Origin of the sequence: Weizmannia sp. WK01 (assembly GCF_025905465.1) — a bacterium.
Taxonomy (GTDB): Bacteria; Bacillota; Bacilli; order Bacillales; family Bacillaceae_C; genus Weizmannia; species Weizmannia faecalis.
On record NZ_CP109616.1, the window covers coordinates 3,369,880 to 3,382,089 of the forward strand.

General features: G+C 45.1%; 8 protein-coding genes and 1 pseudogene. 3 read left to right on the forward strand and 6 right to left on the reverse strand.

Annotation, left to right across the window (positions count from 1 at the left end; all coding sequences use genetic code 11):
* Positions 1 to 91: 91 nt before the first annotated feature.
* Entirely contained in the window at positions 92 to 2,269 is a 2,178-nt protein-coding gene (locus OF158_RS15965) for a helix-turn-helix domain-containing protein (protein ID WP_326244458.1), read from the reverse strand.
* A 262-nt stretch (positions 2,270 to 2,531) separates the two neighbouring features.
* A pseudogene (locus OF158_RS15970) lies at positions 2,532 to 3,886 on the reverse strand (MFS transporter).
* 235 nt (positions 3,887 to 4,121) lie between these two features.
* On the opposite strand from OF158_RS15970, the gene OF158_RS15975 reads away from it, so the two are divergent.
* On the forward strand, positions 4,122 to 4,907 hold the full coding sequence (locus OF158_RS15975; RefSeq protein ID WP_014096871.1) for an IclR family transcriptional regulator: 786 nt from the start codon (positions 4,122 to 4,124) through the stop codon (positions 4,905 to 4,907).
* 73 nt (positions 4,908 to 4,980) lie between these two features.
* Here OF158_RS15975 and OF158_RS15980 read toward each other — a convergent pair whose 3' ends face one another.
* Entirely contained in the window at positions 4,981 to 5,817 is an 837-nt protein-coding gene (locus OF158_RS15980) for a fumarylacetoacetate hydrolase family protein (RefSeq protein WP_014096870.1), read from the reverse strand.
* Between the two features lie 15 nt (positions 5,818 to 5,832).
* Positions 5,833 to 6,945 (reverse strand): cupin domain-containing protein, encoded by a 1,113-nt coding sequence (locus OF158_RS15985; protein WP_014096869.1) that lies wholly within the window; start codon positions 6,943 to 6,945, stop codon positions 5,833 to 5,835.
* A 573-nt stretch (positions 6,946 to 7,518) separates the two neighbouring features.
* On the opposite strand from OF158_RS15985, the gene OF158_RS15990 reads away from it, so the two are divergent.
* Positions 7,519 to 9,000, forward strand: a complete 1,482-nt coding sequence (locus tag OF158_RS15990; RefSeq protein ID WP_014096868.1) for a DASS family sodium-coupled anion symporter — start codon at positions 7,519 to 7,521, stop codon at positions 8,998 to 9,000.
* 30 nt (positions 9,001 to 9,030) lie between these two features.
* Positions 9,031 to 9,360 (forward strand): hypothetical protein, encoded by a 330-nt coding sequence (locus OF158_RS15995; protein WP_172653406.1) that lies wholly within the window; start codon positions 9,031 to 9,033, stop codon positions 9,358 to 9,360.
* A 61-nt stretch (positions 9,361 to 9,421) separates the two neighbouring features.
* On the opposite strand, the gene OF158_RS16000 is transcribed toward OF158_RS15995, so the two are convergent.
* Positions 9,422 to 11,110 carry a hypothetical protein gene (locus OF158_RS16000; protein ID WP_035183288.1) on the reverse strand — a complete coding sequence of 563 codons (1,689 nt, stop codon included), beginning with the start codon at positions 11,108 to 11,110 and terminating at the stop codon, positions 9,422 to 9,424.
* Between the two features lie 185 nt (positions 11,111 to 11,295).
* Positions 11,296 to 11,937: a hypothetical protein gene (locus tag OF158_RS16005; RefSeq protein WP_035183287.1), complete on the reverse strand. Its 642-nt coding sequence runs from the start codon at positions 11,935 to 11,937 to the stop codon at positions 11,296 to 11,298.
* Between the last annotated feature and the right edge of the window lie 273 nt (positions 11,938 to 12,210).

Consider the following 12,210-nt stretch of genomic DNA (forward strand, 5'->3'; position numbering starts at 1 on the left):
CGTTTAAAACGCTTGCCTTTTTGGATCCTTGTCTGTGACAGGTTTTTTCAAAGAAAAAACACCTTTCATCTAAAAAGGTGTCCATCTCTGTTTAAGCGTCTTCATCGGGAAGACGTTTTTTACGATATCCGTACATCTCATATAACTTAAGGGCCATCATCAAATTGAAGCGCGTTTCCGAGTCATTCAGCCTAATGTTCAACAGCGACTCAATTCTTTCAAGCCGGTAGAGCAGCGAGCTTCTGTGCATGAACAACTCCTTTGAGGTGCTGTTGACGTTCCCGTTATTTTTTAAATACACATCCAGTGTGTGGCAAAGATTCATGCTTTTTGAATCAGAATACTCGATTAAAGGACCCAGCTGTTTTCTTAAAAACAAGTCAATGGCAGTGGGGTTGTTCAGATGATGCAGAATGGTATAGGAACCGAGCGCTTCAAAAAAAGCGAATTTTTCCTTTCGCAGGCGAGCCTTTACGACTTTATGCGCCTGCAATGCCTGTTTGAAGCTTTCTTGATAATCTTCTACATTTGCTGTTTCAGACCCGATTCCCATAAACAGCGCACAGTTTTTCCATTCATCCGCTGCCCAATGTTCCATTTTTTCATGCAAGGCTGGCCAGTCATGCCCTTTTTCGCGTGTTGCCGGGGCAATGACAATAAACATGCCTTCCACGCTTGCCGTTAGGATGTCTTTGTCCCACTCCAGCAATTTTGATTTGATAAAATCCCATATTTGTGCCGTCTGATCTTCCTTTTGTCCGTCCGGCGCAATGGATAGAACAGCAACTCGGTGACTTTTAAATAAATCCCACTGCAAAAAATTGGCATATTGCAGGACGGACTTTTTATTTTTGATTTTACCGGTTAAGATCTGGCTGACAAAACTGTCCTTTTCCTGCTCTTTCGCTTCGAGGACGAGCCGCTGCTTCATAAATTGGATCGAGCATATATTTTTGGACAAATCAACGGTAAGCCGGTCAAATTCATCGAAACCATCCGGATTTCTTCCTATTGCCAAAAATCCGAGCAGGCGGTTTTCAGCGCTGATCCGCCAAAAGGAAAAAACAGATTCATCCGGGTTTTGAACCGTAAATCCATCTTTAAAAGATTTTTTTAGCTTTTTCGCCTCCTGTGCGAGCGCTGTAACGTTAACCGGTTTTTCTGGGCTTATGGTTTGAATGGCAATTGGTTGCATGAACTGATCAAATAACACAATAGAGCTTTTAAAAATTTCCGCGAACGCAAAGAGGATCGCATCGAAACTTTCATTTTTAACGGTTTCTTTGATCAGCTTTTGCTCATAGTCGAGAAGACTGAGCAATCGGTTTTTGCGTTCTTTTTCATTGTTGTAAAGCCGGGCATTTTCAAGCAGGGCTGCAATATATTGGGAAAGAAAGTCCAGCACGGCCAGGTCTTCTTCCGTAAATCGGCCGGAATACTTTTTTTCAATATGCAGCACCCCTACTGTTTTGACGTTCACAACAAGTGGGATAGTCAGCTGGCTGCTTCCCGGTTCTTCAAGATAAGGAAAGGTATCTTTTAAACGGTAATTATCCATCGGAATGATTTTCGGGTAGTCCATCTTCCCGTAGGCCGGGGGTTGAAAAACAAAGCTGTTTTCTTTCTCGCTATAGGCGTAAATGCAGGCAAAATCCGCTTTTGTCCACAGGCCTGCCTTTGAGGTTAAATCCGCAATATAATTTTCGAACGGTTTTTCCAAGGAAAGGCTCTGGCTGATCCACTCCATCCCTTTTATTCTTTTTGATTGCATTTCTTTTTGCTTCACCATTTTTAAAATGACGGCGATGTCTTTTCCAAACTCCTCAAAAGACTGTTCGAGGTCAAGGAGGGGGACATAATGGTCATACCCGAAAATGCAAAGCCCGAACGGATGGTTTTTTTCCGCCAGCGGAACGGTAAACCACGTTTTTGCCCCCATCTCTTTTAATTTGCTGATAAGCAGGCAGTTTTCATCCCCGTCCTTTTGCGAAGTTAAATTCTGCGCCAGCAGTTTCGGCGTACAGCGCCCAACCGGTATCGGGAATGCGGCGGCAATCGAATCCAGTTTTCCGCTCCAGGCCTTGCAGATCAAAGCGTCCGTTTCGATTAATGCAACCCCTACAAAATCAAAGTTTATTGCTGCATGAAAATAATTCGTCAAATATTGAAGCGCTTCTTCTTCCGTATCAAATTGGATTAACTGGCGCGATGTATTTCTTAAATGCTCCTCCACATCTTTCATCAGCCTGTTCAGCTTAATGTCATGCACGATCCTCCCCTCCTTTTGAATTTTCACGGCTCGTTTTTGACGCTTTGTACACATTCAAGCCTTCCTGTAAAACGCGTGTTCTTTTTGTGCAATACTGTCCCCGACTTTTAACTTTTTGCCGGCTCTTTCGCGATGGAAACGCTAACTTTATTGTATAGAATACCGTGGATCTTGTCACACCATTATTTATTATCTGAATTTACTGCTAAAAATGAGCAAACGGACAGAGAACCTCTTTTCCCTGCCCATTTTGTGTAAACGGCTAATGTGTCGCTTTTATTTCTGAATCCAACTTTTCCTGCTCCCCGGCATGATCGTGCACCCCATACTTCTCCTGGACGAAAAGCATCGCAAGCCCTCCAAGGACTGCCGCTACGGCAATGGCCGAAAAATTGTATTGCGGAGAAAGCTGCAATGAGAGCAAAAATCCGACAAATGTGGGCGCGACGATTCCTCCTATCCTGCCAAATGCCATTGTGCTGCCTAAAGCGGTTGACCGCATTTGGACAGGATAATATTGCGAAACAAAGGCATTGGATAAATTTTGAACACCTACAGAAGCCGCACCCACGATAGCAATTAAACCGGGTGCAAGAACGGTGCTGTTGCTGAAGCCGATAAAAGAAAGCGACAGTGCGCCGACAAAGAATAAAGGCACAAGCACTTTTTTAAAGCCAAGTTTATCGACGAGCGGTCCGAATACAAGGGTTCCCGCGATGGCTCCAACCTGCATCACAGCGGTAAAAACCAAACTGGAACTTAAATCATAGCCGGCCTGCATCATGAGGCGGGGAAGCCATGTATTCATGGAGTAAATCAATACGAATGCACTGAAGCAGGAAACCCAGAACATGCAAGTACTAAAAGCACGCTTTTGTTCAAACAGCTTGACAACCGGAGAGCCTTTCTCCTTAAACGGAACTTCTTCGTATTGTAAAGAAACTGTCTCATCTAAACTTGGGTTCACTCTCCGCAGAACCTGCCTCACTTTTTCTTCATCCCCTTTTGCTAAAAGAAAACTGATCGATTCCGGGAGATGCTTGATGAAAAATGGCGTTAAAAGAAGCGGCAAGCCCTCTATCCAATAAACCGCTTCCCAACCGGCTATAGGAAGCAATGCCCGTGTTGTTAATGCGGCTGCAATGGCGCCGGCAGAGTAACCGCAAAATACAAAGGACACGACTGCAGACCGGATATATTTCGGGGAAAATTCAGTTGCCAATGCAATAACGTTCGGCATAACCCCTCCCAGGCCGACGCCGGCGAGAATGCGAAATACCGTAAACATTACCGGCCCTTGCGCAAACCCGGATAGAAACATAAACAAACTGAAAAGAACCGTCGTAAAAATAATGACATTCTTCCTACCCATTTTATCCGCAAGAACACCAAACGCGATCGCACCGACTGCTGTCCCGATTACCGTATAGCTGCCAATCGCACCAGCTAAAACATCCGAAATTCCCCATTCTTTGATTAAAGAAGGAACAGTCGCGCCGTATACCACAACGTCATACCCATCAAACATAATGGCAAAAAAAGCCAAAAAACCAGCAATCCGTGAAAAGAGTGGAAACGGCTTTGATCAATAACCCGGTTTGGATTCACAAATTTCATTTTTTACCTCCCAATATAATAGTAAATGCTTATAAAATGCATCGATTCAACTGCCTTTTATTTATTTAATTGAATTTTAACAATTTGTTAAATAAACTTTTACATCTGATTTGTAGGAAATCGTTCCTGCCGTTTTAAACAACTTGTTGGAACCATTAACAGCATTCTCTTTTAGTACCCCTCTAAGAATGCTAAAATAGAGAGAAATAACATCGGCAAAAAGGATGCTTGCCTTATGTCTGAAGCAAAAACAACTGTTAAAATCCAATCCCTCCTTGTTGGTTTTTCTATCATTGATGTGATTGTAAAGCATGGCAAACCGATTAAGTTTAATGAAATTCATGCCCGTACAAATATTACAAAAAGCAATCTGTATAAATACTTAAATACACTGATTTCCATTGGTGCCATTCACCGGAATAAAGAAACCGGGTTATACTCCCCCGGAAGCACATTGATCCAATACGGTATGGCCGCAGTCAACCAGGAAGATATTGTGGCCAAAACTGCATATTATCTTGAAGAAATTAATCATACTTTCGGGGAGACGACTTTGCTGGCCGTATGGACGCATGGCGGCCCGATGATCGTAAAAATGATACACAGCCGGGCCGGACTCAATCTCGGCGGGCAGGTAGGAACCATTCTTCCTGTTCATTCAGCAGCCGGGATGCTTTTTGCCGCCTATAAAAAAGGGCCAATGATTGAAGAATGGATTGGAAAGGGCATTGCCAACATGGTTCCTGATGAGAGGAGTAATCTGAGGGAGAAGCTTAAAGCCATTCAAAAAGAAGGCATTTCATTTGCCAAAGATGCCCTGGCAAAATCAATTTCATCAGCTGCCATTCCAATTTTTAATTACGATCGCCATCTGCTCGGTGCAGTTGTCATTGTTGGTCTTGGGGATACGGTTCCATTACGGGCAGAAGAGGAATCCAGTCGTTACCTTTTGCAAAAAAGCCTTGAAATTTCAGCTGAATTCGGATATGAGTCGGGACAGTCACCAGCGGAGGAATCTTAACCGCAAAAACTTTACGGAATCTATCAGAAAAAGGACCGTCAACTGTGATGTTTTGGCGGCCCTTTATTTTAAATTAAATTGTTACATCCACAGTAAATTCCCCAATCTGCTCAATGCTGATTTTAACGCGGTCCCCTTCCCGGATCGGGCCGACTCCCTCCGGCGTGCCGGTTGCAATAATATCGCCCGGATGAAGGGTCATATGGTCGCAAGCCAGTTCAAAACATTTATAGCAGTCATAGATTAAATATTTCGTGCTGCCGCTCTGGCGCAGTTCATCATTTACCCAAAGTGAAATTGCCAGATCATTGGGATTTTTAATTTCATCCTCCGTCACAATCCAAGGGCCAATCGGGGTAAATGTATCAAACGATTTTCTCCATGTCCGCTCTTCATTTCCGCGGATGGAAATATCCAGCAAAGCAAAATATCCGAAAATATAATCCTTTGCTTCCCTTGCTTTTACATTTTTTGCTTTTTTGCCGACAATGTATCCAAGCTCCGCTTCGTGGTCCGTCCGCCTTTCCGGGAATGGGAGAATTATCGGGTCCGTCGGTCCTGACAGCGATTGCGGAGATTTTAAGAACAAGGACAGCTCTTCAATTGTTCTCGGCGCATTGTTAAATTGGTGGTTCATTTCTTCCTGGTGTTTAAGATAATTTACCGGCGCTGCCCATATCTTCCCTGCTCCCGGCACAGGGCATTTGAGTGTAACCCCATTTAAGGGATAAGAAACACCCGAAGCAATTTCCTGTTCAATATTTTCCTTCCATTCATCATAATGTGCCATGAGTTTGAGGAAGGAAGCATGCGGGTCATTGCGATCCCAATTCGTCACTTTTGAAATATCTGTAATGCGATCCCCTGTTACCGCGCCAAGCAAGTCTTCGTTAAAAATTGCGATTTTCACAAATTTCCGCTCCTCTCAGGCAAGTCCGTCCGGTACGAATTCCCTTTCAATTTCCTGGTGCCCGCCATGCTCTTCGTATGCCTCACTATATTCCAGCTCCAGTTTTTCCATAATCGGTTTGTCATTAAATGAAAAGAGAAGGACATCTGCATTTCCGGTATTCACATGCTCATGAACACTCCATGGTGGCAGAATGAAAAAGTCTCCTTTTTCCCACTCAAATTTCTGGCCGTCTATCACCGTATAACCTTTTCCTTCTAACACATGATAAATTGCACTGTGGACATGGCGGTGCGCTTTCGTCTGCCGGCCGGGGCTGAGTTTTTGCATCATGGTTCCGATGCGCGCATCCGCCGAACCACCCGTTTTCGGATTGATGTATTCAATGGCATAGCCGTCAAAAGGATCCCAGTCTTTTTCCGTCATACAATCCAACAATGCACTTACCTGGTTAAACTTATAGGCAAAAACAGGGGATGGATAATCCGGTGCTGGTTTCTCATGCAGTTTTTTAAACGCGTTCCTTGCAAATTGGCCATTGGAATCACTCTCTGAATCTGCCAGCGGATATGATTCTTCTTCGTACGGTTCAAAGAAAGAGGCAGCCAGCGTACGGACAAGGCCTACATCCAATCCATCCATCCAGATCACCGGCCCAGTCCCCTCATGCCTGTGTTCATGCCATGTCCAAGCCGGTGTCAATACCATGTCGCCACGCTCCATGTAAGCTTTCTCGCCGTTCACTGCCGTATAGGCACCAGTTCCTTCGAGAATAAAACGGATAGCTGACTGGGAATGGTGATGGGACGGGGCATACTCGCCCGGCAGAAGCAGCTGGATCCCGGCATACAATGTATGCGTGCCATAACCAACCAGCCCGCGTTTCAGCAAACTTGGATTCTGCAGATAAACAACACGGCGTTCCGCATCTTTTCCCGGTTCCACCAATTCACCGGACTGAAGCACATAATCTTTTATCGTCTGCCATTTCCATAAATAAGATTCAACCTCATGTACCGGTTCCTTTGTGACCATATGTCCCAGATCAAACCATAAAGGGCCAAGATTGTGTTTTTTTAATCCTTCATAAAACTGATTTGCTTTTCCATGCACCTTACTTTCAACCATCCGCCCCACTCCTTTTTCTATATAGTTAATTTAATTATCTATACAGATCTTATTTGATGATATAAATCCTGTCAACTATTTTATTTTATTTTTCTAAAAATTTTTAAGTAAAAAGCCTGCTGGCATCATGTATGCAGGCAGACAGGGCTTTTTCACAATATCAAATGCAGAATTTTTGGCATGGATAGCCGGCCCGAAAATAAGTAAAATCTACGGAACGCAGCATCCGTTCTTTCTAAAACGCATGGAACGGCTGGATAATCTTCTCCGCAACTTTCCAGCATATCCATTTCATTAGACACATCTTTCACGCCTGCAGCCGCCTTAAGCAATCATGTCAAATAAAAAGGGGTTCCAGTTGATGAGAGTACGCTCCCTTCCCCCCAGACTTCTCTTATATACACCTGAGAGTTTAGAAAATTTCATATTTTATGCATCCAGCTGAACCGAGTCCCAACAAAATATCGGAATCACTTACAAAATTACACCAATCTTTAACATTTTCTCCTATATCGCTTTGCTACAATTAAAGTAGGATAAATATTTGGAAGAATTCAAAAGGGAGGGGTCAAAATGAATGCTGCCAACCAGCAAACGAAGAAGATGAAATGGCAATGGGTTTGGATCGCTGCTGCTTTTGCCGCTCTGATTGCGATTACGCTTCTCCCCCACATGAAAGGCCTGCCGATAGCCGGCCAACGTGCACTCGCCATCCTCGCCTTTGCCCTGATATTATGGGTGACAGAGGCTGTTTCCTACCAGGTTAGTGCCGCCATGATTGTTGGTTTAATTGCCCTCTTAATCGGACTTGCGCCAAGTATCCAGGATCCTTCACAAATGACGGGAACAGGCAATGCCCTGGCCATGGCCCTCAGTGGATTCAGCAGCTCTGCCGTTGCTCTTGTAGCCGCAGCCTTATTTCTGGCTGCTGCCATGCAGGTGACCAATCTTCATAAACGGCTTGCCCTCTGGATCTTGTCCCGCGTCGGCACGAAAACGAGTAACCTCGTCTTTGGCGCTATCCTTGTTTCCATCGTATTGGCATTTTTTGTTCCAAGCGCCACTGCCCGCGCCGGTGCCGTGGTCCCGATTTTACTCGGAATGGTAGCCGCATTCGGGCTGCCGAATAACAGCAAACTCGGCGCATTGCTGGTGATTACTTCCGTTCAGGCAGTTTCCATTTGGAACATCGGCATCAAAACGGCGGCCGCCCAGAATATGGTTGCACTCGGGTTTATTCAGAAAGAATTTGAAACGGACATTACATGGAGTTCCTGGTTTTTATATGCGGCTCCGTGGGCATTCATCATGTCCATCCTTTTGTTTTTCGTGATGACCCACTTAATTAAGCCGGAAACAAAAGCCCTTGAGGCAGGAAAAGATTTAATCGAAAATCAATTAAAAGAACTTGGCCATTTAAAAGCTTCTGAGATCCGTTTAATCGTGATTTCCTTGCTTTTATTGCTTTTCTGGACGACGGAAGGAAAACTTCATCCGTTTGATACGACCACTGTCACAATTATCGCGATTGGGATTTTACTGGCACCAAAGATCGGGGTTTTTGATTGGAAATCAGTTGAACATCTTATTCCGTGGGGAACCGTGATTGTGTTTGCAGTCGGCATTTCGCTCGGTACGGTTTTGCTGGACACCCATGGGGCACAATGGCTGTCTAACAAGATATTCGGCTCGCTCGGTCTGGAAACGATGCCGCTCATTGCTACGATTGCCCTTGTATCTTTGTTCAATATCCTGATCCATCTCGGCTTTGCAAGTGCGACCAGCCTGTCTTCAGCGCTGATTCCGATCTTTATTGCCCTCACTTCCACGATCCATCTGGGTGACAACCAAATCGGTTTCGTCCTGATCCAGCAATTTGTCATCAGCATCGGCTTCCTGCTTCCGGTCAACTCACCGCAAGGAATGCTCGCATACGGGACAGGCGCTTTTACGGCAAAAGATTTTCTGAAATCAGGCCTGCCATTGACCATTATCGGTTATCTATTAATCTTATTGTTCAGCATGACATACTGGAAATGGGTCGGATTGCTATAAGCAAGCTCTTTAATATGTAGACGAATGGGGATGGTGAAATGGACAGCAACCGGGATCTCATTTTGGAAAAAATCAGGAATAACCAAGCATGGTATGAATACGGTACTGCCCGGTTCAAAAGGATTTTGTCAGAGAATAAAGGAAAGATGCAGGCGGATGGCACGCATTATTATGATGAAAAAACAGACCGGCTTGAGCAACAGCGTTATTACCGGAAAGCCCGAAAGCACCCTGCATCTGGCCCGGCGTTATTTGCACTTTACCATGATCTCGTGCAAAAAACGCACAAAAACCGGCTGCCGTACCATGTCAGCAAAAACCAGTATTTGGTACATGTGTGGGCCTGCATCCGGACCATGAACGGCCGCACAGCTCATTTTTTGCCTAAAAAAACAGGGGTTTTCTGGCCCCTGTTCTGCTTTTACTTCCCAATCCCCTTTATCTCCATTGCCTTCACTGGTAAAAAGGTTTCGCCGGTACTGAGGTAAGTCACTTTCACCTGATCTCCTTCTTTCAAATAAATGGCCATTGGGACGGTATCCGAGCTGACGGTAAAGTTTTGGCCGCTAGCAAGCAGGAAGGAGACACTGGTATAATCGCCCGTTTTTTCTTTATATACACGGAGCACCTTGCCGGAGACGGTTTTCGTTTCCGAACCCGATGAGCCGTCAACACTGCTGCCGCCGCGCCGGAGGGCAATTTTATACAACTTAAGCGCAGCATCGGGTGTCGAAGCATTCACCGAGATTTCCGGATTGGCCGCGGAAACGATAAAATACGTCTGCAGAAAACCGTTGGAGTCAAGCACAGGCGTCAGCCAGCTGGCTTCTCCGTAAAAATTGTACAAAATCGGCATCGAGCCTTTCCATTTCTTCTCGATAAATTTTTTCTCGACAATTTGCAAATTGCCTTGCGAATCCATATACGATTCCTGCAAATTACCTGTATAATATGTAGCCTTCCCGGTCCGCGCGTTTGTAAGCGAATAGCCAAGCATCGAGTCCACATCTTTTTTCGGGCTGGTAAAATCGGTAAAATAATACATCGTCCCTTTATCATCAAAAATCGGGCTGACATTTGCTTCTGTTCCTTCATCCGTTGGGAGTTTCACATCCCGCTTGCCGAACAGAGTGTTCCAGTAACCGTGGACAAATTTGCCGAAATAACTGTTTTGCAGGCTGACGGCTTCCGGAGAAACAGCACCGTCAATAAAAGCAGGCGCCTGTTTTAAAGAATAGGACTTCATGGCCCCTGATTCCGGATCCACAAGTACAATGCCTTCCGCCTTAAATCCGTTCCTTGCCGATATAAAATGGCCGTAAGTCCGGATATAATACGATTTGCCGTGATCATCCACTTCCACTTGCGGCTCGCCGTAAAAAATCTTTTTCGGATAATGGAGGCGAATGTGGCGGGACAGGTTCTTCTGTAAGAAAGAAGAAGGCGTATAGCGCATATTTTGCTTTACAAATTTTGGATTGTCATCCGCATCTGTTGCGCTCATCACAAAATATCCGGGTGTTTCCCTGCCTTTTAGCCATTTAAAAAATCCGGAAAATTCCACCGGCGCAATATAAACGTATTTGCCGTTCACTTTCTGGATTTGCAGATTTCCCAACTGGTAATAACTTGCATTCGGAACCTGGCCGAATGACTTCTTCATTTTATTGCGCGCAAACTTCGGCGGCACGCTCGCCGGTGTTTCCCGCTCATCAAACGGCTCAATTTCCGTTTTTTGCGCCATTTTCGCTGTGTGATATTTTTCCCCGGCATTCCAAAGCGGCGCTGTCAGCATATACCCGGCGATGCCCAAGGAAACGAGCAAAACGAGCCCCTTTGCGAACTGTTCTTTTCCACTGGCGAGAAAAGCACCGGCAAGAGAAGCAAAAAACAGTGCCGGCCAGAAAACGGATGGATTTAAATCCCTTTTCGTCACGTAGAAAAAAACAGCAGAAAGTACCCACAGCAACAGAAATAAAGATAAAAATGTCTTCAATTTTTCTCCACTTTGCGGCTCGCCGGCATGTTTCAATTTTTTATCTGAAAAAGGAAATACCAGCACCGCGGCAACCATCGCAAAAATGGCCGTAAACATGATGAGTAACCCCACATCAACCACCCTTTCTGATCATCTATACGAAAAACCAGAAAAGAAGTTTCATTAAAATAGAAGATGGATGGCATGCGGGGGAGGAATTTCGAGACGGATGTTGTAAATCTCCAGTTTTAAGTCCCTCTGTTTTCCGCTTCTGATCGCAAAATGGATCTCGTGCAGTACAGGCAAAAAACCGACACTCAATCCATGCGGCCTGACAGCAGTAAAACAGCCAGCCAGATCGTCCATAAAAAGACCGGTCCTACCGTAACCGGAATCACGAAATAGCCGAAGTCAAAATGCAGACACGTGATGATGATGCCGAAAAAGGCGAGCAGACTGGACCATCGGGCAGAGGCAGAAAACCATTTCGGAAAGGTGCCGCCGGACTGTTTCATCGCCATGCCATAGCAGAAAATGCCGATCCAGCTGCAGGCAAAAGCGAAATAGCCGGACAACAGCCCGAAAGAAAAAACCGCTTCCCACACTTTGACATCTGTGCCTTTATTTCCGAGAATCGGGAGAATGGTTAATTCCGAGGCAAGGATCAATATCCAGATCGCCAGTGCCACAAATATCATCCCTGCGCCGAAATCGGCAGTTTTATTGTTCCTTGCCATGTATGTTTTACTTGCAGCAAGCCCGGCCGGCCACAAGCTGATCGCAATAAGCATGAGGATATGGTCGCCTATCCAAAACTGTGCATGCTTGAACGCGTGATAAGCTTTTTGAAGGTCATAAGGGTCGACAAGTGGCGGATGCAAAATCGTAGCGACAAGCATCAAAATTGCACCAAGCAAAATGAGCCAACCTTCCGGGCGTACTTTTTTAAATAGATTCATCGTAAGCCTCCGCATTTAGGGTACTTTCCATTATTTTCCCCTTCGTGGCTTTGCTTCAAACCCGGCCCCCGTTATATAAATTGAACTTAAGTTTTTACATCAAGCCCGAGCATCCATTTGCATGAGAACTACTTTTGCGGCAGGCAACAGAACGGCAATATTTTGTTCATTATTCCTTCACATAGACGCGCTCTATGTGAAGGAAGGCCTCCATTTTTCTGCGCTTTCTTAACATAGAAAGGCTCTACGTAATGGAAGACCTTTGTTTTTGCT

What these genes read in the sequence shown, in the direction of transcription:
- OF158_RS16005 (WP_035183287.1), bottom strand. Translation starts at nt 11,937, where the DNA reads ATGAATCTATTTAAAAAAGTACGCCCGGAAGGTTGGCTCATTTTGCTT.
- OF158_RS15990 (WP_014096868.1), top strand. Translation starts at nt 7,519, where the DNA reads ATGAATGCTGCCAACCAGCAAACGAAGAAGATGAAATGGCAATGGGTT.
- OF158_RS15995 (WP_172653406.1), top strand. Translation starts at nt 9,031, where the DNA reads ATGGTGAAATGGACAGCAACCGGGATCTCATTTTGGAAAAAATCAGGA.
- OF158_RS15985 (WP_014096869.1), bottom strand. Translation starts at nt 6,945, where the DNA reads ATGGTTGAAAGTAAGGTGCATGGAAAAGCAAATCAGTTTTATGAAGGA.
- OF158_RS15975 (WP_014096871.1), top strand. Translation starts at nt 4,122, where the DNA reads ATGTCTGAAGCAAAAACAACTGTTAAAATCCAATCCCTCCTTGTTGGT.